This is a genomic window from Chryseobacterium caseinilyticum, assembly GCF_014837145.1.
Classification (GTDB): Bacteria; Bacteroidota; Bacteroidia; order Flavobacteriales; family Weeksellaceae; genus Chryseobacterium; species Chryseobacterium caseinilyticum.
The window spans coordinates 895898-919222 of sequence record NZ_JACYFS010000001.1 but is presented as its reverse complement, the minus strand read 5'-3'; the positions used below and the strand labels follow the sequence as shown (position 1 = coordinate 919222).

Here is a 23325-nt window from a genome sequence, read left to right as displayed (position 1 = left end):
CAATTTCTGAAAATGGAAAAGCAAAAAAAGTTTTCATTTCATTTTTATTACAAAGTAAATTTAGGAAATAAAATAATATGCAATGTAAATTAAATGTTAAAATTCACAGGTTATCCACATTTTTTTGTGGATAACTTCAAAAAATCAAAAAGAACGCTGTATCATAGTAATAACGAAGCTTTCTGTAAATGAGATTCCAATAAGAGCGATCTTGCGATTTTTTAAAGAACAAATTCTCACAATTTCTCCGCCACATACTTCGCCGTATGTGACTTTTTATTTTTAGCTAAATCCTCCGGAGTTCCCGTGAAAACCACTTCACCACCGTGTTTTCCTGCATCAGGGCCGATGTCTACGATGAAATCGGCACATTTAATAATGTCAGGCTGATGCTCAATGACAATCACAGAATGTCCTAAATCAATCAATGCCTGCAGTGACTTCAGTAATTTTTGAATATCATGAAAATGCAGTCCGGTAGAAGGTTCGTCAAAAATAAACAGAGTTTTGTCATTGGTGACACCTTTCACAAGGAAAGAAGCGAGTTTTACTCTCTGAGCCTCACCACCGGAAAGGGTAGAAGAGCTCTGCCCAAGCTGAAGATACCCCAAACCAACTTCCTGAAGCGGCGTGAGTTTCGTAACGATTTTGTCTTCTTTATTTTCTTTAAAAAATTCCAGCGATTCATCAACGGTCATGTGAAGGATGTCTGAAATGTTTTTTTCATCAAATTTCACCTCAAGAATTTCGTTTTTGAAACGGGTTCCTTTGCAGGTTTCACATTCCAGTTCAATGTCAGCCATAAACTGCATTGAAACATTGATTACACCTTCTCCTTTACATTCGTCACATCTTCCTCCATCTACATTGAAAGAGAAATGTTTTGGCTTGTAACCCATCATTTTAGACATTTTCTGCTTGGCAAAAAGATCTCTGATGTCATCGTAAGCTTTTAGGTAAGTTACAGGATTAGATCTTGAAGATTTCCCGATAGGATTTTGGTCAATCAGTTCAATATTCTTGATCATTTTCAAAGGAAATTCCACGGAATCGTAGTCTCCCTTTTTTCCACCCATTCCCAGCTGGATCTGAACTTCGGTGGTCAGAATTTCTTTCATTAAAGTAGATTTTCCGCTTCCCGAAACTCCCGTGATCACCACAAGATTTTCAAGAGGAATGTCTACATCAATATTTTTAAGATTATTCTGTCTGGCACCTTTGATATGAATAAATTCTTTCGCTTTTCTTCGTTTCTTCGGAACTTCAATTTCAAGTCTTCCGGTAAGATATTTTGAAGTTAAAGTGTCGGCATCTTTCAGTTCTTTATAATCGCCTGCAAAAACCAGTTCACCACCCAAATATCCTGCTTCAGGACCGATGTCGATAATGTAGTCTGCCGCTTTCATTACATCCTCATCATGTTCTACAACGATTACGGTATTTCCTAAATCACGCAGATTTTTCAGAACGCCAATTAAATTTTCTGTATCTCTGGAGTGAAGTCCGATGGATGGTTCATCTAAAATATAAATTGATCCAACCAAAGAACTTCCTAAACTTGTAGCCAAATTAATTCTCTGGCTTTCACCTCCGGAAAGTGTGTTGGATGTTCTGTTTAAAGTTAAATATCCTAAACCGACCTTCAGCAAAAAAGCAATTCTGGTCGTGATTTCATATAAAAGTCTTTTCGCAACTTCTCTGTCGTGATCAGATAATTTTAAGCCTTCAATTAATGGGAAAAGTTCATCCAGAGGAAGCTCAATCATCGACTGAATGTTGTGTCCGTCGATTTTCACCCAGGTTGTTTCTTCTCTCAGACGCAATCCTTCACAGGTCGGACAAAGCGTTTTGCCACGGTAACGGGAAAGCATCACTCTGTACTGAATTTTATACAGATTTTCCTCCAACATTTTGAAGAAATTATTTAAGGAAGGGAAAGTACTTTTTCCATCACCTTTCCAGAGGAAGTTTTTCTGTTCTTTCGTTAACTGATGGTAAGGCTTATGAATAGGGAAGTCGCCGGCTTTTTTAATGAAATCTTTTTTCCATTCGCTCATGGTTTCTCCTTTCCACGACGCTACAGCATCTTCGAAAAGCGATAAAGCTTTGTTTGGAATCACCAGATCTTCATCAATGCCAATCACTTTTCCGTAACCTTCGCAGGTTGGGCAGGCTCCGAAAGGATTATTGAAACTGAAGAAATGAACATTGGGCTCAACAAATTCAATCCCGTCGAGCTCAAATTTATTTGAAAATTCTTTTACTTTTCCGGACTCCGTATTTTTCAGGGCACAATATCCCCGACCTTCATAAAATGCCATCTGAATGGAATCTGCCAATCGCTGAAGAAAACTTTCATCCTCCTCATACGAAAAACGGTCGATCACAAGATTGATGACCATTCCTTTTTCAGGAGTGAATCCAAAACTTTCCAAATCCTCAATTCCGGCAACATTTCCGTTGATCTCAAGTCTTGTGAATCCTGCTAATTTTAAAACATTTAAAGTTTCTTTAAAATTTTCAGCATCAAAATCCAAAGGAGCCGTCAGTAAAAATGCAGTATCTTTTTTAGCCGATTTTATATAATCGATCACGTCGGAAACCGAATCTTTTTTCACCTCTTCCCCTGAAACCGGAGAAAAAGTTCTTCCGATTCTGGCAAAAAGAAGCTTCATATAATCGTAAATCTCAGTGGAAGTTCCTACCGTAGACCTTGGATTAGACGAAATTACTTTCTGCTGAATAGCGATGGAAGGTGCGAGACCTTTGATATCATCGATTTTCGGTTTTTCAAGTTTACCCAAAAACTGTCTTGCGTAAGAACTGAGACTTTCCACATACCTGCGCTGTCCTTCGGCATAGATAGTGTCGAAAGCAAGTGAAGATTTTCCGCTTCCCGAAACGCCTGTAATTACGATGAGCTTATTTTTAGGAATAAGAACGTCAATGTGCTTCAGATTGTTAAGGTGTGCATTTTTTACGAAAAGTTGTTTTTTTATATCGATATCCGGAGTTGTAGCCATAGTAAAATTGTGACCGACAAAAATACGAAATTCTGAGTAGTAAATTTAAAAGATTTTGTAATAAAACCTTTGGTTCCCCAAAATACTGTTCGCAAAAATTTCTTTAAAAGTGAATGGTTTTTTGAAGTTTATTTTAATTTTTGTCTTAATTTAGTTTTAACTGCAAAATTAAAATTGATGTCCAAAAACAACTGACAACATTTGCTGTAAAAATAAACAGCGGTTTTATTCAAAATGATTCAATATGAGTTTTAAAAGATTTTTGTTTCTCTGCGTACTTACCTTTCAGTCAATACATTCGCAAAATAAATATGATAATGCAGAGCTTAAAATTGATTATCAAATGACTATCTCAAATGATCAGGGCAATAACAATGGGGCTGACGTGCGACATTCGTATGATTTCACTCTTTTATGTAATGCGGTAAAATCAATTTACGCAAATAATGAATTACCAAATTATTATGAATTTATCCGAAAAAGCAGAAGTAACAGACAGGCACCAAGCTTAGACAGAAGTATGTATCCAAAATCTAAGAGCAGCGTATACAAAGATGGTGAAAGTGTAGTTGTAACTTTGCCGGTGGGAAATAATCTGTATAGTTTTAATGAGCCTGAATTGAAATGGGAAACAGTTTCCAGTGAAAAAAAAGAGATTTTAGGAAATCTGTGCTCAAAGGCAAAGGCAGTTACAGACACAGGCAAATTATATTATGCATGGTATTGTCCCAAAATTCCTGTTCCTGAAGGACCATTTCGTTTTAAAGGACTTGTGGGATTAATTTTGGAAGTACATAACGAAGACAGAAGCCTGATCATCGAGGCAACTAAAATAGAAAAATCAAACAGTATTATTGAGCCAATTGCTTACATAAATACAGTACATTTAAAAGAGAAAGCTGATTTTATAAAAAAAAGATCAGAATATATTGATAATCCTAATGCTGATAAGTTTTCTTCACCTTACAAAGCTTACACCCTTGACGGAAAGGAGATAAAAGCTGACAAAAGAAAGTCACTAAAGTTAAATGAAAATATTCTTTTAGATTAAAGCATTAAGTATTAATCTACACTAATAATAAAATCCACTTTGCAAAAAGTGATTTTTATGTTTCAAAATAAAATTATCGTATTACTGATCAACAAAAATTTAAAATTATTTAAAGCAAATTTTACAAAATATATTATGATAAGTATCATTTTTTGGTCTGATTGAAGTCTGCTAATTTTGAACGCTTCAAACTAAACTATACAAACTATGATCAGAAAACTGATTACCCTTTCTGCTGCTTCCCTGTTTTTTTCGGTTTCAGCTCAGGAAAAATCTGCAGACATTGATTCTGTAGAGATTCAGGGAAAATTTATTGCAACACCGTACAAATCTGCCAATCAGAATATTTCAGTGATTACAAAAGCTGATATTCTGGCTTCACCGGCTAAAAGTATCGACGAAATTCTTCAGTTGATTCCGGGAATGGATGTCAGAAGACGGGGTGCAAACGGTGTTCAGAGCGACATCAGTTTCAGAGGCGGATCATTTGAACAGATGCTGATTTTGATCAACGGAATCAGAATGAATGACTCTCAGACAGGGCACAATTCTTTAAATATCCCTTTAGATCTGGATGACGTGGAAAGAATTGAAGTAATAAAAGGCCCTGCAGCAAGACGTTTCGGACAAAATGCCTATGCCGGAGCTGTTAATATTATTACTAAAGCAGAAGCCGGAAAAAGAGTTAAGATCAGTGCAGAAGCCGGAGATTATGAAACGTACGGAATGGGACTGAATGCCAATTTCGGAAACGAAAAATTCTCAAATTTACTTCAGGTAAACAGTAATTCTTCGCAAGGTTACCGTTACAATACAGATTACGAAATCCGCAACGCATACTATCAGAATCAGCTTAAAATAAAAAACGGAAGTCTGAGACTTCAGGCCGGAATTTCTGAGAAAAAATTCGGAGCCAACGGTTTTTATTCATCTCCCGCAGCAACGGAGCAGTATGAAGAACTGCAGGCTTCGATCGTAAGTTTAGCGCATCAGCAGAGCTTTGGAAAATTTAAATTAAATTCAAATGTTTACTGGAGGAGAGGGCAGGATATGTATGTTTTCAACAGAGCAAAGCCGGAAATTTACAGAAATATGCATATCGGAAATAATGTAGGTGGAGAAGTCAATACAAGCTATACTTCAGGTTTGGGAACTACTGGTTTGGGTGTGGAACTGAGAAAAGAATTCTTGGCAAGTAATAATCTTGGACACCGCGAAAGATTCGTTACGCAGGTCTTTTTTGAACACCATTTTTCGTTCTTTGATAAAAAATTAAACATCAGTCCGGGAGCTTCGTGGGCAAATTACTCCACAGACGGAAACTTTTTCTATCCGGGAATTGACGTAGGATATACTTTTCTTGAAAACAGTAAAGTGTATGGAAATATTTCCAGAGTTCACAGAGTTCCTACATTTACAGATCTGTACTATGTAAGTAAAACCGAGCAGGGAAATATGAATCTTTTGCCTGAAAATGCTGTTTACGCAGAAATCGGTTATCAGTATCAGAATAAAAATATTTTAGCCAAAGCCAGCGGATTTTTAAGGGACGGGAACAATACCATCGACTGGACAAAAATAAGTCTTGCAGATCCCGTTTGGTACGCAAAAAATGTGGGTGACAGTAATGTGAAAGGAATTGAACTGGAACTTGATCACAAAGTAACAGACTGGATGAGATATACAGTGGGCTACACTTTTCTCGAAAATAAACTGAAAAATACAGAATCTGTTTTTGCAAGATACAATCTCGACAATCTGAAACATCAGCTTGTAGGAAAACTTCAGAACCGTTTCCTTAAATATTTCACCAACGAACTGGTGTACCGTTACAACGAAAGACTGAATTTCGGAAGCTACCAGCTCCTGGATGAGAAATTGAGTTTTACCAAAAATGACCTTTCTGTTTACATTCTCGTTAATAACGTTACCAATACAAAATATACCGAAACCTTCGGTGTACCGATGCCTGAGAGGTGGTTTCATCTTGGTTTTACATATCAGCTTAATTTTAGATAATTGTTAATAATAATTTAATATCAATTAAATGTTAATTAATCTAATTTTGCAAAAATTTTTTTAGATGAAATTCTTTGTCGGTCTGGGTTTGATTTTAGGATTAGGTTTTGCGAATGCACAGGAACATATTTCCAGTTTTAATGCAATAACGCTGACATATAAATTTCATCCGAAATTTTTCCTGTACGCAGAAACTCAGATGCGTGGAATTGAAGAGTATGATTACCCCGATTATTACGAGATAAAGGGAGGTTTAGGTTACAATTTAACCAAAACCCATAAGCCTTTTGTCGGTTTGGGAAGATATGCGACTTACAAAAATCATACAATCAGCCGCGAAGAATTCAGGGTTTGGCTTCAGGATGTTATTGATTTCAAAAAAGGGTCTTTTAAATTTGAAAACCGTTTCCGTGCTGAGAAAAGCTGGTTTTACGATCCTATAAAAGATATCAGATCCGAAAGGATGAGATACCGTTACCGACTCAACGTTACACTTCCTCTTAATGCAAAATCAGTAAAACCGGGAACTGTATTTGCCAACGTCTATGACGAGATTTTCCTGGTAAGCCCGAATAAACCGACTTTTGCAAGAAACAGAGTCTATGGCGGCCTCGGCTACCAGATTGACGAAAACTTCGGAATGCTTGCCGGTTACCTCTGGCAGAGAGAATTTGAGGCCGCTGGCAACAAGAATGTGCATTTCGTGTATTTTGCCCTGAACATCAACATTGATGATACGGATAATAAACAGAAAACCTATCATTTCCCCGGAGCAGATTAATTTTAATTCCAAAAATATAATATAAGCTAAAAAGCTAATAATCGATGATTATAAGTTTTTTAGCTTATATTTTTTTTAATCCTTATTTCACATCTAACTACATTACATTATTCAGATCTAAATCTCGAAATAATTTCAGGACTCCGAATTTAAAATCTAAAATCTCAACGTCTCAAATCTCAAACCTCAAATCTCAAACCTCAAATCTCAAACCTCAAATTTCAAATCAAATAAATAAGCAAAAAAGCTAATAATCACCACTTATAAGGGTTTTTGCTTATATTTTTTATTTATAAGGAATAATGCTTATATTTGCAAAATGATAGCGGTCATCACTGGTGATATTATTAATTCTCAACATGCAGACACTGAAGTTTGGATTACCAAACTAAAAAATCTCCTTGCGAAATGGGGAAACAGTCCACACACATGGGAAATTTACAGAGGTGATGAGTTCCAACTGAAATGCAGTATCGATGACGTTTTCTGGCGTTTCTTAGCCATTAAATCCCTCATAAAAAGTCAGGAAAATTTAGATGTAAGAATGGCGATTGGTATTGGTGAAGAAAATTTCTCATCAGAAAAAATCACAGAATCCAACGGTACCGCCTATGTAAATTCAGGAAGACTTCTCAATGACCTGAAATCTGACGGTCATACCGTATCCATCAAAACTTCAAACGATTCTTTAGACAGAGACCTTAACATTCTATTGAAATGGTCATCTAAAGATTTTGACAGCTGGACGATGGCGACCTCAGAAATTATTCACGAAATGATCATCAATCCGGATAATACCCAGGACGATCTTGCCAAAAAATTTACGATTTCGCAATCTTCTGTAAGCCAGAGGCTGAAACGTGCCAACTACGAACTTATCGTAGAGACCAACCAGTATTTTAAAAAGAAAATTTCAGAATTATAAGATGATTTTTATTCAACTCATATTGGCACATCTACTCGGAGATTTTATTCTTCAGCCAAATTCCTGGGTTTCAGATAAAGAAAACAGAAAACTGAAGAGCAAATATCTGTACCTTCACGTTCTGATTCACACCGTATTAAGTTTTATTTTCCTCTGGGATCTTGATTTATGGTGGATTGCAGTACTGGTAGGGGTTTCCCATTTATTAATTGATGCAGCTAAGCTTTATTTTCAGAATATTAAAACCAAAAAAATATGGTTTTTCACCGATCAGGCACTTCATGTAGCTGTAATTGGCGGAGTTTCTTTTTATTTTAATGAATTTGATTTCGGTTTTCTGAAAGATGAAGAATTTTTAAAAGTGTTAATGGCAGCTTTATTTCTAACGTCGCCAGCTTCAATCTTCATTAAGTTATTATTATCATCGTGGACGCCGGTAAATGAGCAGACCGGAAGTCTACAAACCGAATCTTTATCCAATGCCGGAAAATATATCGGAATTTTAGAGCGTCTGATGGTGTTCACATTTATCACGGTAAATCACTGGGAAGGCGTAGGCTTTATGGTTGCGGCAAAATCTGTTTTCAGATTCAGCGATCTTGCACAGGCAAAGCAGCGGAAGCTTACAGAATATGTATTGATCGGTACACTGCTGAGTTTTGGACTGGCTGTTTTAACAGGAATTTTAATTAAGTAAAATAATATAAATCTAACTATAACCGAAAACCTTTGATTCAAGGTTTTCTAAAAGTAAAAAAAAGTAAAAATTATGAGTCAAAAGCTAGAAATGTTGTATGAAGGGAAAGCAAAACAAGTATTTGCTACCGATAATCCTGAAGAAGTTGTAGTACGTTTCAAAGACGATGCAACAGCATTTAATGCTCAAAAAAGAGGATCTGTAGATTTGAAAGGCGAAATGAACAACGCTATCACTACGCTTATTTTTGAATATTTAAATGAAAAAGGAATCAAAACTCATTTCATCAAACAGATAGACGAAAGAGAGCAGCTGGTAAAAAAAGTATCAATTATTCCTTTGGAAATGGTGGTAAGAAACTATTCAGCAGGAAGCATGGCACAGAGATTAGGTGTGGAAGAAGGAATTAAATCTCCGGTAACCATCTTCGATATCTGCTACAAAAAAGACGAATTGGGAGATCCGCTTATTAACGATCACCACGCAGTTTTCTTAGGTGCAGCTACATATGAAGAGCTTGACGAAATGTATGAATTAACTTCAGACATCAACGAAATTCTGATCGATCTTTTTGACAAAATGAATATCATTTTAGTTGATTTCAAAATCGAATTGGGTAAAACTTCAACCGGCGAAATTATTCTTGCTGACGAAATTTCTCCTGATACCTGCAGACTTTGGGATAAAGACACGATGAAGAAACTGGATAAAGACAGATTCAGAAGAGATCTTGGTGAGGTAACTGAAGCTTACGTGGAGATCTACAACAGACTGAAAACTGTACTTAACAAGTAACTATGAGGGGTGCTGGATGTTGGATGTGTGATGATTTTCACCCAACACCCGACATCTGACATCCAACAAATTTAGAAAAATAGAAATGAAAAGTTTAGACATTCATAAAAGTGAATATTTAAAACAGTTTGAGACTCAAACCTACGGAAGAAATCTCTTCAGAACGCAGGAAGAAGAAAGACTGGATGCTCCAAATGAGGAGTGCGGTATCTTCGGAATGTATTCTGATAACGATCTCGACACATTTTCTCTTTCACAGTTCGGGCTTTTTGCGCTTCAGCACAGAGGTCAGGAAGCCTGTGGTATTTCTGTTCTTAAAGATGGAAAAATTACTAATATGAAAGATGAAGGTTTGGTTCTGGATGTTTATAAAGAAATTCAGGAACCTGAGACTTTTATGGGAAATTCTGCAATCGGTCACACAAGATACACGACTGCAGGAGACAAAAAGAAATATAATTTTCAGCCATTTTTTGCGAAAAACGAATATGACCAGATTATACTTTCTATCGCTCACAACGGTAATTTAACCAATGCGAGAGAGCTGAAAACGGAACTGGAAGCTGAGGGCGTTGTCTTCAGAGCTACTTCAGATTCTGAGGTTATTTTAAGATTGATCCAGAAAAATCTTGATCTTGGTCTTCGAGGAGCAATCAAGGCAACGATGGAGAAAATTGAAGGAGCATATTCAGTTGTAGGAATGACGAGAAATAAATTTTTCGCTTTCAGAGATTTCAATGGGATCAGACCTTTGGTTTTGGGAGCAACCAGCGAAAATTCTTACGTTGTGGCTTCCGAATCTGTGGCTTTGGATGCTGTGGGAGCTCAGTATGTACGTGATATTTTGCCTGGAGAAATTGTTTACACCAGCGAAAATGAACCAGGAAAACTTCATTCTTATATGGCTGATGAAGCCAAAGGAAAACAGAGAATCTGTTCATTTGAATATATTTATTTTGCAAGACCCGATTCTTCTCTGGAGAATATCAACGTTTACGAAATCAGAGAAAAATCTGGCGAGAAAATTTGGGAGCAGGCGCCTGTAGAAGCTGATATTGTAATAGGCGTTCCGGATTCCGGAGTTCCGGCTGCGATTGGTTTTTCGAAAGCTTCGGGAATCCCTTTCCGTCCGGTTTTGATCAAAAACAGATACATTGGCAGAAGTTTTATCGTTCCTACTCAGGAAATGAGAGAAAGAATTGTCAACCTGAAACTGAACCCTATTATTTCTGAAATCAAAGGGAAAAGAGTAGTGATCATTGATGATTCCATCGTTCGTGGAACTACTTCTAAACGTTTGGTTAAAATTTTAAAAGAAGCAGGTGTAAAGGAAATTCACTTCAGAAGTGTTTCTCCGCCGATTATCGCACCTTGTTATTTAGGAATTGATACACCGTCAAAAGACGATTTGATTTCTGCAAATATGTCAACAGAGCAGTTGAGAGATTATCTTGGTGTAGATTCTCTTGAATTCTTGAGCACTGAAAATTTAAAGGTAATTTTAGGTTCGTCCAATCACTGCTTCGGATGTTTTACAGAAGAATATCCTGTTGCGAAGGGAGAGGAGATAGAATTATTCAGCTAAATTTATTTTAAAATAAATAAAAAGGTCAGATTTCATTACGAAACTTGACCTTTTTTTTTCTTGAAACTAAGATTTTTTATTATTAAAACTTATAGTTCAGACCTAACTGAAATCCTCTGTTTTTATTGATGTTTTTCTGATCATCGTTTGCTACGTCTGAGTTGTTGGCAATATTGGTAAAACTGCTTACATAGCGTGCATTGATACCTAGATTTGGTGTGAAATAATATCCAAGACCAAGACCCATCCCAACATTGAATTTTTTGATATCATCTTTGCTGATAGATTCAGATGCCGACTGTGTCTGTGTTACTGTATTTCCTGCGGTAGTAGTTGCAATAGTCTGCTCGCCTTTGTTTTTACCATCCAAAAAGTAACTGAATTCCGGACCTGCTTCAATATAAAAATTGTCTGCCGGTTTCATCTGAAGCATTAACGGCACTGAAATGTAGTTCAGTGAAGTAGTAAAATCTCTTTTAGTCCTGATTGTGCTTGTTCCTGCAGTAACTTCTGTATCAGAAATAACGCTTTTTGCACCCATCTGACTGTATAAAACCTCGGGTTGTAATGCAAATTTTCTTGATAAAGGAATATTAACAAAAGCACCCGCTAAAAATCCTAATTTTTGATTATTAATACTTGCTTTCTGTTCGCTGAACTGGTTGGTGGTAGCAGCTCCTTTTATACCGAATCTCACTGGTTCTTTGACGTTGATCTGCTCTACAGAAACTTTTTCCGTTTCCTGTGCAAATGCTAATGAGCCTGCTGTAACTGCTAATCCTAAAAATAACTTCTTCATAATCTTCTATATTGAATATTTTTTTTCAGCTTTAAATTTAATGCTGAACAATTAATTTTTGATTGGTGTGAGGCATGAATTTATTGTGGCGATCTTAACTTTTAAATCACCGGAACATGCCAAAAAATAAGAGGTTGGATTTCTTATACAAAAACCCAACCTCTTGCTATTGAATTAAAATTTGTTTAAAATAAGTGGTTGCGTATTAGAATTTAAATGCTAAACCTACAGCAAAGTTATTATTTCTGATGGCATCATCTCCACTTGGTCTGTCCTGAGCAATATCAGTTACACCTGCAGTATATCTAGCAGTAATACCAAGATTATCTGTAAAATAGTATCCAGCGCCAAGACCGATTCCTAAGTTAAATGTTTTCAATTGATCTTTGTAATCTTCACTTGTTGCCAATGGATCGTTATCAGATTCATTTTTCAATTTATTTTTTGCACTTACTAAAAATCCGAATTCAGGACCTGCTTCAATATAAAGATTAGGAATGAAATTATATTGGAACATCAATGGTACTGCAACATAGTCTAAATGTCTTGCGTAAGATATTCTGTCATTTGAAAGTGGAGCTCTGTAGTCATATTTATCACCATACTGAGTGTATATTACCTCCGGCTGAATACTGAAAGATTCTGCTACCGGGATATTCGCAAAAACACCAGCGTTAAAACCAATTTTTGAACCTTGATCTTCCAAACCACCGTCATCGGTAAGTGAAGATACGTTCATACCAGCCTTAATACCAAATCTTGGTCCTGAACTCATTGATGAAGATGGTGTTGGTGTAGTCTGTGCAAATGCCAATGTTGTTGACAAAACTGCAATTCCTAAAATTAACTTTTTCATAATTTTAAATTTTTAAATATTTTACTAATTTCTGTTTCTAAATTGTGTTGTCTTTTTTAACAAGACGTGTGGATTCTTTCAAATACTTTGCCAACAATTATTTTTTTTCTGGCTCAAAATAAAATAGCCACTCACTTTCGCGAATGACTATTTATATAATTATCTTTAAATCAATTATTTAAGTAAATACAAATTGATATGCTTCGAATAATAGTTTATGACTTAAATCATATTTAAACTTTAAATCAAGGTTAAAATCCGCTCAGTTTTTTGTAAAAATTGATTGATTTTTGAATATTTTCAGTACTGCATTCATGATCAAACACACATGAACCAATTCCTGATAGCAGAGAAAAATTGATTTTGGCATCAGCATTCTTTTTGTCGTTCAGTAAAAGATTAAAAATATCTTCTTCTTTAAAGTTATTTAAATCTATAAAGCAGAAATGCTTCTGAATATTTTCAATAATTACTTCTGACTCTTCTTTTGATATCAAATCTTCAAGATAGGAGAGATGGCTTTCACAGATCATTCCCAGCGCGACAGCTTCACCATGAAGAATAGGATTTTCGCTATGGAGACATAAACTCTCAATGGCATGACCAATGGTATGACCGAAGTTCAAAGTTTTTCTCACATTTTTCTCATGAAAATCAGCCTTCACCACTTCCTGTTTGATCTCCATGGACTGTTGAATAAAAGGTTCTATTCCCAATGCATCCACTTCATGGAGCTGAATTAAATCCTCCCAGTGCTTTTTATCGGCGATCAAACCGTGTTTCAGCATTTCTGCAAAACCACTTTTCAGTTCTTTTGCCGGAAGCGTTTCTAAGAATTTAGGATAGACATAAATCTGCTCCGGGAAAGAAAATGTTCCCACCATATTTTTATAATGCATCAGATCAATTCCCGTTTTTCCACCTATAGAAGCGTCGCACATGGCAAGTAAGGTCGTTGGTATGTTGATAAACTGAATTCCTCTTTTATAGGTAGAAGCTACAAAACCGCCCAAATCTGTAATCACTCCACCGCCGAGATTGATGATAAGTGCTTTTCTGTCGGCCTTCATCTCTGTAAGAATTTCCCAGAGCTGATTGGCAGTCTGAATATTTTTCATTTCCTCGCCTGCCTCAATTTCGAGGATTTCAAAAGATATTTCAGTTTCTAAATTTCCTAAAAATAAAGGGAGACAATATTCGTGTGTATTCTCATCCACCAGAATAAAGATTTTGCTGAATGATTTATCGCTTAAATATTGATTGATTTGCCGGAAATTTTCATCTAATAAAGTAATCATCGTATGATTTTTTGATAATTAATAGCTGTACTAATCTACAAAGTTATGATTCTTAATTTTTAACTCGTAACTAAATTACTATCTTTGCAAAAATATTTAGAATGAGCAGAGACAACAATAATTCGGGGAGACCTAAAAAACCTAGATCTTCAACAAGAAATTCAGACAGTCCTCGTGCTTCAAGATCAGGAAATCCAGGATCAGAACCTTTCAAAAAATCTTTCCCTAAAGCAGGTGAAAGAAATTCTGATTCCAGAAAAAGTTCAGGTACAAGCTACCAGGACAGAATGGATAAGAAATTCGGAAAAACGGAACAGAAAGATTTTATTACCAATCCAGGTGAAGATAAAAAACCTTTCAAAAAAGCTGCACCGGGAAGAGGTGGCAGCAGACCTAAAAGTTTTGACGCCAGAGATAAATACGAGAGAGGAAGCCTGAAATACGGAAGAAGACCCGGAGCTGAAGGCAATGAGGATAAAAATAAATCATTTGTTCAGAAAAGAAGACTGAGCAAGATTGATAAAGATATTCATAAAGATACTATCCGTCTCAATAAATTTATCGCCAATTCAGGAATCTGCAGCAGAAGGGAGGCCGATGAGCTTATTACTCAGGGCCTGGTGGAAGTAAACGGTAAAGTGGTTACAGAAATGGGTTACCAGGTTCAAAAGGTTGATAAAGTTGTTTTCGACGGACAGAACATCACTCCTGAGAAACCGGTTTATGTGCTTTTGAATAAGCCAAAAGGATATATTTCTACTACAAAAGACGACAAAGCAAGAAAAACGGTGATGGATTTGGTGGCAAACGCTTCGCCTTACAGAGTTTTCCCTGTCGGAAGATTAGACCGTTCTACAACCGGAGTTATTCTTTTGACCAACGACGGTCACATGACGAAAAAACTGACACATCCTTCATTTGATGCCAAGAAAATTTATCATGTCACATTGGATAAAAAGCTTACTAATGAAGATTTGAAGCTTATCGCAGAGGGTATCCGTTTGGACGAAGGAATTGCAGAGGTTGATCAGATTTCATTTATCGAAGGTAAACCAAGAAATGAAGTAGGAATTGAGATTCACATTGGCTGGAACCGTGTCATCAGAAGGATTTTCCAGAGATTAGGATATGAAGTGGAGGCCTTAGACCGTGTAATGTTTGCCGGTTTAACCAAGAAAAACATCAAAAGAGGACACTGGAGAATTCTTACGGAACTGGAAGTGAACAACCTTAAAATGCTTTAATTTTATTGAAATTAAATATCAAAACTGTCTCAGCTGAGACAGTTTTTTTTGTTTCCAATCTAAAAGATTTTGCGGTTTTGATCTCTTTAATCTTAAAATTTAACTCCAGATTTTTAGCTTAAATTTTCCATCATCCTGAATTTTGGGGATTTATTTTAGGGTTAAATCATAATTATCAGCCTGAAAACCGATTGCAAAACAGTAAACTGTTTCTTATTTCACAAAAAAAATCTGTTTTTAATATCATAAAATCATGTTATATTGAAATTTGATATTTATTTCTGAATTTCGTTTTAATCGATTGTAAATGAATGTTTTCAAATCTGTTTTAATCATTAATTTTATACGAAGCTTATCATATTTTTTATTCAATTAATATCATCGTTTTGCGATATATAACCTATTGATAAACAATACATAATTGATTTTAATTTTTTTAATGACTCTGAATTTTTATATTTGTGAGATTACGAAATTGTTAACTTCATCCATGATTCCAAATTTTATACATACTTATGTTTCGGTAGACTGCGTTGTCTTTGGTTTTGATAACGAAAACAGGCTCAATATCCTTTTAGTACAAAGGCATTTCGAAGATATTCCCAACGAACAGCACAGAAAGCTCCCAGGAAGTCTCATTATGAACAATGAAGGGGTAGATGACGCTGCACAGAGGGTTTTGACAGAACTGACAGGTATTAAAAAGATGGTTTTAAAACAGTTCAAATGCTTCGCAGATCCCGGCAGAGCCAGCGAAAAGGATGTGAAATGGATGGACAAAGAATACAACCATCACATTGACAGAATTATTACCGTTGCCTATCTTTCCCTCTGCAAAATAGACCGGAAAATCAACAGCAGTAAGTATGAAACAGTAGACTGGTTTCCGGTAGACAAGGTGCCTGATCTCCCTTTTGATCACAACCAGATCATTCAGGAATCCCTCATCGAGATTCGCAAATGGATTGAGTCTGATTTTACCATTATTTTTGAGCTTCTGCCTAAAAAATTTACCATCAGACAGCTCTATCAACTTTACAGTGCCATCAGTGAAAAATACATTGACATCAAGAATTTTCACAAAAAAATATCTTCATTCAATTATATTATTCAGCTGGATGAGATAGAAACCAACGTGTCTCACCGTGCAGCGAGATATTACAGTTTTGACCAGAAGATTTATAAGAAAAACAATACTAAACTCATCAAATAAAATTTCAACCGGATATGTATTTATTAGGATATGATATAGGAAGTTCATCCGTAAAAGTTTGTCTCATCGAAGCATCCAGCGGAAAAGTAGTGGCGTCAGATTTTTCTCCGAAGAAGGAAATGCTGATCACTGCCGTAAAACCCGGCTGGGCAGAACAAAATCCCCAGGACTGGTGGACGAATCTGAAACTGGCTCATGAAGCCGTAATGCACAGATCCGGCGTAAATGCGGAAGATATCAAGGGAATCGGAATCACTTGGCAGATGCACGGTTTAATTTTGGTGGACAAAGATCAGAATCTTCTGAGACCTTCTATCATTTGGTGCGACAGCCGTGCAGTTCCGTACGGTGAAAAGGCTTTTGAGACCATTGGCAAAGAAAAATGCTTATCTCATCTACTTAATTCACCCGGAAATTTCACCGCTTCAAAGTTAGCCTGGGTAAAAGAAAACGAACCTGAGATTTTCGAAAAGATCGATAAAATAATGCTTCCGGGAGATTACATCGCGATGAAACTTTCCGGCGAAATCGGAATGACGGTTGACGGTTTGTCTGAAGGAATTTTCTGGGACTTCAAAAACAACTGCATTTCAAAAGACGTCACTGATTACTATGGAATTCCTGAAAGCTTTTTCCCTGAAATCATTCCTACTTTCGGAATTCAGTCGACAGTTTCGACAGCCGCTGCAGAAGAATTAGGTTTAAAGGTAGGAACTCCAATTTCTTACAGGGCGGGAGATCAGCCAAATAATGCACTTTCACTCAATGTTTTTAATCCGGGAGAAATTGCCTCGACAGCAGGGACTTCCGGCGTGGTTTACGGAGTGTTGGATCATTTGGATTATGATGATCTGTCAAGAGTAAATACTTTTGCACACGTCAATCACACGCCGGAACAGATCAGACTGGGCGTTTTACTTTGCATTAACGGAACCGGAATTTTAAATTCATGGCTGAAAAATAATTTTGCCACATCACTTTCTTCCTATGGTGATATGAACGATTTAGCATCACTATCTCCGGTAGGTGCGAAAGGTTTAAGCATTATTCCATTCGGTAACGGAGCTGAAAGAGTTCTGGAAAACAGAGAATCCAACTGTTCAATCCATGGAATTAACTTTAATATTCATTCTAAAGGTGATATTTTGAGAGCAGCGCAGGAAGGAATTGTTTTTTCCTACGAATACGGAATGAACATCATGCGCAACATGGGAATGGATATCAGCGTGATCCGTGCAGGAAATGCCAATATGTTTTTAAGTTCAATTTTCAGAAAATCTTTAGCCGGAATCAGCAATGCCGTGATCGAACTATACGACACAGACGGAGCTGTAGGTGCTGCCCGTGCTGCAGGTATGGGAATTGGTTTCTACAAAGACTCCAAAGAAGCATTTGCGTCTCTCGAAAAAATAGCTGTAATCGAGCCTCAGGCAGAAAAAAGAGCTCAGTATCTTGAAGCTTATGAAAAATGGAAACAGCATTTAAATTAAGTCTGAAATCTGATTTGAATTAATAAAAATTGTTGCTGATTTACTGAAACATCATTAGAGTTTAAATATGAAAAAATTCATCATCGGTTTGGGAGTCATCCTGTTAACCCAAAATCTTCATGCGCAGACTGATTTTAAATATCCTTTTCAAAATCCGTCGGTAGCGCGGGAAAAAAGAGTGGAAAATTTGCTGAGTCTCTTAACCGCAGAAGAAAAAATAGGACTGATGATGAATTCTTCAAAAGCTGTCGAACGTTTGGGAATTCCCGCATACGACTGGTGGAATGAAGCTCTTCACGGTGTAGCCAGAGCAGGTAAAGCCACTGTTTTTCCACAGGCGATTGCGATGGCTGCAACATGGGATGTTCCGGAACATCTCAAAACTTTCGAAATGATTTCTGATGAAGCCCGGGCAAAATACAATCAGGATTTAGCTGAAAATAATGTGATTAAAAGATATCACGGACTTTCATTCTGGACGCCGAATATCAACATTTTCCGTGATCCGAGATGGGGAAGAGGTCAGGAAACGTATGGCGAAGATCCATATCTCACGACGCAATTAGGTCTTGCTGCAGTGAAAGGTTTGCAGGGAGATGATCCTAAATATTTTAAAACACACGCCACCGCCAAACATTTTGCAGTACACAGCGGTCCGGAATGGAACCGACATTCCTACAACGCCACCGTTTCGCGCCGTGATTTGTGGGAAACCTATTTGCCGGCATTCGAAGCTTTAGTGAAAGAAGGAAATGTACGGGAAGTGATGTGTGCGTACAATGCTTTTGATGGCGAACCCTGCTGTGCTAATAATTTTTTGGTTACGGATATTCTTCGGACACGTTGGAATTTCAATGGAATGGTTGTTTCTGATTGTGGAGCGATCTATGATTTCTATGAAGAAAAGGCTCATGCAAGCCATCCTAATCCCGAAACTGCAGTAGCTGCAGCTGTGAAACACACCACTGATGTTGAATGTGGAAATTCATACAAAAATCTCACACAGTCTCTTGAAAAAGGTTTGTTAAAAGAATCTGAGTTGGATACTTCTTTAAAAAGAATTCTGACTGGTTGGTTTGAGTTGGGAATGCTGGATCCGAAAGATGCCAATCCGTGGAGTAAAATTCCAATCTCGGTGGTGGAATCTCAGGAACACCGCAGTCAGGCACTGAAGATTGCTCAGAAATCGATGACTTTACTTAAAAATCAGAATCAGACTTTACCGCTTTCAAAAAGTATCAGAAAAGTAGCTGTTGTAGGACCAAACGCTGATGATGGAATCATGCAGCTTGGAAATTACAACGGAACGCCTTCCTACACTGTGACAATTCTGGAGGGTATAAAAAAGAAAATTCCTAATGCAGAAATTATTTATGAACGCGGCTGTGACTTGGTAGATCCGTCATCAAAAACCTCTTTATACAACAGTTTTTTAACTGAAAAAAATGGTGCAAACGGGATGAAGGTCGAGTTTTTCAATAATAATGAATTCAAAGATAAGCCATCAGCTATTGTGTTTAACAAAAGAGGAATCAATTATAATAATTCCGGCGGAACTCAGCTTGCACAGGGTTTAAACAGAGAAAACACATCAACGAAGATTTCCGGAATATTTAAAAGTCCGATTGACGGTGAGGTTTTTCTGGCTCCAGTTGCTTCAGACGGTTACAGTTTATATGTTGACGGAAAAGAGTTGCTGAGCCGTAAAGGAGGTAATGCTTCAAAACCCACTGAAGTCGCTCTGAAAGTTGAAAAAAACAAAGAATATTCTGTTGAGTTAAAGCATATCCAGAAAGGCAAACAGATCACAATCGGATTCGATATTTACAGAAAATACCCTCTGAATTTTGCTGCGGTTAGAGAGAAAGTGAAAGATGCAGATGCTATTATTTTTGCAGGAGGACTGTCGCCTAATCTCGAAGGCGAAGAAATGATGGTGAATGCAGAAGGCTTTAAAGGTGGAGATAAAATTTCAATTGACTTACCTAAAGTACAGCGGGACATGCTTTCGGAACTTAAAAAGACCGGGAAGCCGGTGATTTTCGTTCTGTCGACAGGAAGCGCCCTGGCTCTTGAGCAGGATGAGAAAAATTATGATGCTTTGCTTTGTTCATGGTACAGTGGTCAGGAAGGCGGAAATGCCGTTGCAGACGTTCTTTTTGGCGACTACAATCCTGCAGGAAGATTGCCGGTGACCTTTTACAAAACCCTCGCACAGCTTGATCTTGCGCTTACAAAAAATTCAGCAGACAAACAGGGATTTGAAAATTACGACATGCAGGGACGAACTTATCGCTACATGAAAGAATCACCTTTGTATGCTTTTGGTTTTGGGCTGTCGTATTCAGATTTTAAATATGGTAAAGCGAAAATTTCTACAAAAAAACTAAAAAAAGCGGAAGGTTTAAACATTGAAATTCCCGTAACCAATCAGTCAAAAAGAGATGGGGAAGAAGTGGTGCAGGTTTATGTGAAAAGAGATAATGATCATGATTCTCCTGTAAAAACGCTGCGTGCATTCAAAAGGATCAATATTGCTGCAGGAAAGACGGAAATTGTAAAACTTGAAATTAATCCTGAATCATTTTATTTTTATGATGAAAAGTCTGGTGGTTTGATTTCAAAATCGGGAAAGTATACACTGATGTACGGAGGCTCCTCAGATAATACAGCTCTAAATATAATTGAAATTGAAGTGAAGTAGTTTCCAATTAAACTTAAATGTAAAGCGTTTACTTTTTAACAGTTAACCTTTGCTTAAAACCGAATCATTTATAAACCCGTATCTTTGAGAAACATTACCAAAGAAAAGTATACAAAATGAAGGATATTAAAATGATTGTTACGGATATGGACGGAACTTTTCTGAACTCAAAATATGAGGTCAGTCCGGATTTTCCGAAGATTTATGAAGAACTGAAAAAAAGAAATATCCTTTTTGTCCCTGCAAGTGGAAGACAAATGTCCGGTATTACAAAATATTTTGGAGATATTGAAAGTGAAATTGGTTTCATCGCTGAAAACGGGGGTTATGTGATTTATCAGAATAAAGAAATTTTTGCTGACCGTTTAAGTCAATTCGCGATTGCCGAAATTATAAAAACTATCAGACAAATTCCAGATGCAAGAGCGGTCTTAAGTGCAAAAGACAGTTCCTATTATGAAAGCAACGACCAGGAATTTGTAGACTATTTTACCAGATACTACATCAAAAATCAGAAAAGGGAAGATCTCACTGAGGCCGTTGATGATTCTGTATTTAAAATAGCAGTTTACCATCCTGTGAGCTCAGAAGAATTTTTGTATCCGGCACTTAAAAAGTTTGAAAATGAAGATTTGGTAGTGGTAGTTTCCGGTAAAAATTGGTTAGACATCATGAATAAGCATACCAATAAAGGAAATGCTATCGAAAAACTTCAGAAATCTCTCGACATTCTTCCCACGCAAACCATGGCATTTGGCGATTATCTCAACGATATCGAAATGCTTAAAAATGCAGAATATTCATTTGCGATGAAAAATGCGCATCCATCAGTAAAAGAAGCAGCTAAGTTTGAAGCGTGTTCTAATGACAGTTTTGGAGTGACAGAGACGATTAAGGATTATTTAAGTAATAATTAGTTTACTTTAAAATATTAAAATTCTTTAAAATATATTTCTGAAATGCGGATTCCCGTATTTTTATTCATCTGGATTTCCATAGTATTGTATACAAATAAAACAATACTATGGAAATTTTTATTATCGTCACATCAGTTGTACTCATCATTTACTTTTTTATTAAGGTCAATAATTTAAGGTCAGAAAATAAGAAAAACAAAGATCAGATTGTCAATTTGACTCAGGATTTGAATGAAGCCAGAATCAATTCTACGAAATTTCAAAGTGAAAATGGTACTTTAAAATTCAAACTGAAAACTGTTGAGACAGAGCTTTCAAATTTTCGGATTAAAAACAGAGAACAGGAAGAGAAAGTTTTTGAACTGGGAAAATATCAAAACATAATTGATGTAAAAGTAGAATGTGAATATTTGCTTAAAAAGGCTCAGAAAGACTACGAAAAATTGCGAGAAAGAGGCAATCTGGAATTATCCGAAGCTCAGGAAAATGCAAGAGAATCCCGAAGAAACATAAAAGAACTGACAGAAAAGAAACAACGGGAAATTGAGCTATTGTATGAAAACGCAGTAAGAGAATCGAAAAGAATCATCAATACTGCAGAAAATAAAGCAGAATCAATTGGTGGAGATGCTTACAGAAGCCTGAGAGAAGCCAACGAAATTGTAGACAGAATTCAAGCGATGAAAAATGTAATCAAAGGATATGGTAACGAATATCTGGTCCCAAGCTATACACTTTTGGACCAGTTAGCTGAAGATTTTAGTCATAAAGATGCCGGTGAAAACCTTAAAAAACTTCGTCAGAACAACAGGATAATGATTATCAACCGTCAGGCAGGAATTTGTGAATATGTTGATTATGAAAGACAAAAAACTGCTGTCGACTTCGTTATAGATGCCTATAATGGAAAAGTCGATTCCATTTTATCAACAGTACGCAAAGATAATTATGGAATTTTAAAACAAAAAATCGAGGATGCTTTTCAATTGGTGAATTTTAACGGAAAAGCGTTTAGAAATGCAAGAATTTCTGAAATTTACCATCAGGCGAGATTAGAAGAATTGAAATGGGCGGTTGTAGCTCAGGAACTGCGGGCAATGGAGCTGGAGGAACAAAGACAGATCCGTGAGCAGATTCGTGAAGAAGAAAAGGCAAGAAGAGAATTTGAAAAAGCAATTAAAGATGCTGAAAAAGAAGAGCAAACACTAAAAAGACTTATCGAAAAAGCCGAAGCTCAGGTTTCAAAAGCCAATGAAGAGCAAAAAGCACTTTTTCAGCAAAAACTGGAAGAATTACAGGGCAAACTCGAACAGGCAGAGGAGAAAAATCAGCGCGCTATCTCAATGGCCCAGCAAACCAAAACAGGCAATGTTTATGTAATTTCCAATATCGGATCGTTCGGTGAGCATGTTTATAAAATCGGAATGACGAGACGTTTAGAACCTCTTGACCGTGTTCGTGAATTAGGCGACGCCAGTGTTCCCTTTGAATTTGATGTACATGCTATGATATTTTCAGAAGATGCACCAGCTTTGGAGCGACAGCTTCACAAAAAATTCCTCAAAAACCAGCTCAATAAAATCAATCCGAGAAAAGAATTTTTCAGACTTCAGCTTACAGATTTGAAAAATCATATTGAAACAATCGGAATCCAATGTAAATGGACACTTCTTGCCGAAGCAACCCAATACCGGGAAACACAGAAACTTGAAGAAGAAATGAAAACAGATAAAACTTTGGAAGCAGAATGGGAACGGTATCAGGAAATAGCAGATCCGGTAAGCTATGAGGAAGTGATTGAAGAAATTTAAATAATTTAAACATCTCATTATCTTCAATTTATTGAGATAACTAAAATAAAATTAAAATTTTCTTTGCCAAAACAAAAAAACTTTATATTTTTGCACCACTGAAAACAACGACACAAT

At 36.6% G+C, this 23325-nt stretch carries 17 protein-coding genes; 13 read left to right on the top strand and 4 right to left on the bottom strand.

Annotated features, from left to right (window positions below; translation table 11 throughout):
• Positions 1–236: 236 nt before the first annotated feature.
• Positions 237–3023: an excinuclease ABC subunit UvrA gene (gene uvrA / locus IC610_RS04435; RefSeq protein WP_191735415.1), complete on the bottom strand. Its 2787-nt coding sequence runs from the start codon at positions 3021–3023 to the stop codon at positions 237–239.
• A gap of 244 nt (positions 3024–3267) precedes the next feature.
• On the opposite strand from uvrA, the gene IC610_RS04430 reads away from it, so the two are divergent.
• From IC610_RS04430 to purF, 7 genes are all read left to right on the top strand, one after another.
• Entirely contained in the window at positions 3268–4074 is an 807-nt protein-coding gene (locus tag IC610_RS04430) for a GLPGLI family protein (protein WP_191735414.1), read from the top strand.
• Positions 4075–4281: 207 nt separating this feature from the next.
• The gene (locus IC610_RS04425) at positions 4282–6093 is read left to right on the top strand and encodes a TonB-dependent receptor plug domain-containing protein (RefSeq protein ID WP_191735413.1); all 1812 of its coding nucleotides are present in this window, start codon (positions 4282–4284) and stop codon (positions 6091–6093) included.
• A gap of 64 nt (positions 6094–6157) precedes the next feature.
• Entirely contained in the window at positions 6158–6874 is a 717-nt protein-coding gene (locus IC610_RS04420; RefSeq protein ID WP_191735412.1) for a DUF2490 domain-containing protein, read from the top strand.
• Between the two features lie 319 nt (positions 6875–7193).
• Positions 7194–7799 (top strand): SatD family protein, encoded by a 606-nt coding sequence (locus tag IC610_RS04415; RefSeq protein ID WP_191735411.1) that lies wholly within the window; start codon positions 7194–7196, stop codon positions 7797–7799.
• Between the two features lies 1 nt (position 7800).
• On the top strand, positions 7801–8496 hold the full coding sequence (locus tag IC610_RS04410; RefSeq protein ID WP_191735410.1) for a DUF3307 domain-containing protein: 696 nt from the start codon (positions 7801–7803) through the stop codon (positions 8494–8496).
• A gap of 72 nt (positions 8497–8568) precedes the next feature.
• The gene (purC, locus tag IC610_RS04405; protein ID WP_191735409.1) at positions 8569–9291 is read left to right on the top strand and encodes a phosphoribosylaminoimidazolesuccinocarboxamide synthase; all 723 of its coding nucleotides are present in this window, start codon (positions 8569–8571) and stop codon (positions 9289–9291) included.
• An 85-nt stretch (positions 9292–9376) separates the two neighbouring features.
• Positions 9377–10876: an amidophosphoribosyltransferase gene (gene purF / locus IC610_RS04400; protein WP_056079588.1), complete on the top strand. Its 1500-nt coding sequence runs from the start codon at positions 9377–9379 to the stop codon at positions 10874–10876.
• 82 nt (positions 10877–10958) lie between these two features.
• Here purF and IC610_RS04395 read toward each other — a convergent pair whose 3' ends face one another.
• From IC610_RS04395 to aroB, 3 genes are all read right to left on the bottom strand, one after another.
• Positions 10959–11675: a porin family protein gene (locus tag IC610_RS04395; RefSeq protein WP_191735408.1), complete on the bottom strand. Its 717-nt coding sequence runs from the start codon at positions 11673–11675 to the stop codon at positions 10959–10961.
• A gap of 205 nt (positions 11676–11880) precedes the next feature.
• Positions 11881–12531 carry a porin family protein gene (locus IC610_RS04390; RefSeq protein ID WP_191735407.1) on the bottom strand — a complete coding sequence of 217 codons (651 nt, stop codon included), beginning with the start codon at positions 12529–12531 and terminating at the stop codon, positions 11881–11883.
• 251 nt (positions 12532–12782) lie between these two features.
• Positions 12783–13829 carry a 3-dehydroquinate synthase gene (aroB, locus tag IC610_RS04385; protein WP_191735406.1) on the bottom strand — a complete coding sequence of 349 codons (1047 nt, stop codon included), beginning with the start codon at positions 13827–13829 and terminating at the stop codon, positions 12783–12785.
• A 101-nt stretch (positions 13830–13930) separates the two neighbouring features.
• Here aroB and IC610_RS04380 point away from each other — a divergent pair, with 101 nt between their 5' ends.
• The 6 genes from IC610_RS04380 to IC610_RS04355 all read left to right on the top strand — a co-directional run bounded on the left by IC610_RS04380 (position 13931) and on the right by IC610_RS04355 (position 23208).
• The gene (locus tag IC610_RS04380; protein ID WP_228462849.1) at positions 13931–15073 is read left to right on the top strand and encodes a pseudouridine synthase; all 1143 of its coding nucleotides are present in this window, start codon (positions 13931–13933) and stop codon (positions 15071–15073) included.
• Between the two features lie 490 nt (positions 15074–15563).
• On the top strand, positions 15564–16286 hold the full coding sequence (locus tag IC610_RS04375; RefSeq protein ID WP_056079600.1) for an NUDIX hydrolase: 723 nt from the start codon (positions 15564–15566) through the stop codon (positions 16284–16286).
• Between the two features lie 14 nt (positions 16287–16300).
• Positions 16301–17776 (top strand): xylulokinase, encoded by a 1476-nt coding sequence (locus tag IC610_RS04370; protein ID WP_191735405.1) that lies wholly within the window; start codon positions 16301–16303, stop codon positions 17774–17776.
• 67 nt (positions 17777–17843) lie between these two features.
• On the top strand, positions 17844–20480 hold the full coding sequence (locus IC610_RS04365) for a beta-glucosidase (protein ID WP_191735404.1): 2637 nt from the start codon (positions 17844–17846) through the stop codon (positions 20478–20480).
• 116 nt (positions 20481–20596) lie between these two features.
• Positions 20597–21397 (top strand): Cof-type HAD-IIB family hydrolase, encoded by an 801-nt coding sequence (locus tag IC610_RS04360; protein WP_191735403.1) that lies wholly within the window; start codon positions 20597–20599, stop codon positions 21395–21397.
• A gap of 107 nt (positions 21398–21504) precedes the next feature.
• Positions 21505–23208 (top strand): DUF4041 domain-containing protein, encoded by a 1704-nt coding sequence (locus IC610_RS04355; protein ID WP_191735402.1) that lies wholly within the window; start codon positions 21505–21507, stop codon positions 23206–23208.
• The last annotated feature ends 117 nt before the right edge of the window (positions 23209–23325 follow it).

Excerpts from the sequence above, each read along its gene's own strand:
- IC610_RS04380 (WP_228462849.1), top strand. The coding sequence starts at position 13,931 with ATGAGCAGAGACAACAATAATTCGGGGAGACCTAAAAAACCTAGATCT.
- uvrA (WP_191735415.1), bottom strand. The coding sequence starts at position 3,023 with ATGGCTACAACTCCGGATATCGATATAAAAAAACAACTTTTCGTAAAA.
- IC610_RS04395 (WP_191735408.1), bottom strand. The coding sequence starts at position 11,675 with ATGAAGAAGTTATTTTTAGGATTAGCAGTTACAGCAGGCTCATTAGCA.
- purC (WP_191735409.1), top strand. The coding sequence starts at position 8,569 with ATGAGTCAAAAGCTAGAAATGTTGTATGAAGGGAAAGCAAAACAAGTA.
- IC610_RS04420 (WP_191735412.1), top strand. The coding sequence starts at position 6,158 with ATGAAATTCTTTGTCGGTCTGGGTTTGATTTTAGGATTAGGTTTTGCG.
- IC610_RS04370 (WP_191735405.1), top strand. The coding sequence starts at position 16,301 with ATGTATTTATTAGGATATGATATAGGAAGTTCATCCGTAAAAGTTTGT.
- IC610_RS04410 (WP_191735410.1), top strand. The coding sequence starts at position 7,801 with ATGATTTTTATTCAACTCATATTGGCACATCTACTCGGAGATTTTATT.
- IC610_RS04425 (WP_191735413.1), top strand. The coding sequence starts at position 4,282 with ATGATCAGAAAACTGATTACCCTTTCTGCTGCTTCCCTGTTTTTTTCG.
- IC610_RS04365 (WP_191735404.1), top strand. The coding sequence starts at position 17,844 with ATGAAAAAATTCATCATCGGTTTGGGAGTCATCCTGTTAACCCAAAAT.
- purF (WP_056079588.1), top strand. The coding sequence starts at position 9,377 with ATGAAAAGTTTAGACATTCATAAAAGTGAATATTTAAAACAGTTTGAG.
- IC610_RS04415 (WP_191735411.1), top strand. The coding sequence starts at position 7,194 with ATGATAGCGGTCATCACTGGTGATATTATTAATTCTCAACATGCAGAC.
- IC610_RS04390 (WP_191735407.1), bottom strand. The coding sequence starts at position 12,531 with ATGAAAAAGTTAATTTTAGGAATTGCAGTTTTGTCAACAACATTGGCA.
- IC610_RS04430 (WP_191735414.1), top strand. The coding sequence starts at position 3,268 with ATGAGTTTTAAAAGATTTTTGTTTCTCTGCGTACTTACCTTTCAGTCA.
- IC610_RS04355 (WP_191735402.1), top strand. The coding sequence starts at position 21,505 with ATGGAAATTTTTATTATCGTCACATCAGTTGTACTCATCATTTACTTT.
- IC610_RS04360 (WP_191735403.1), top strand. The coding sequence starts at position 20,597 with ATGAAGGATATTAAAATGATTGTTACGGATATGGACGGAACTTTTCTG.
- IC610_RS04375 (WP_056079600.1), top strand. The coding sequence starts at position 15,564 with ATGATTCCAAATTTTATACATACTTATGTTTCGGTAGACTGCGTTGTC.
- aroB (WP_191735406.1), bottom strand. The coding sequence starts at position 13,829 with ATGATTACTTTATTAGATGAAAATTTCCGGCAAATCAATCAATATTTA.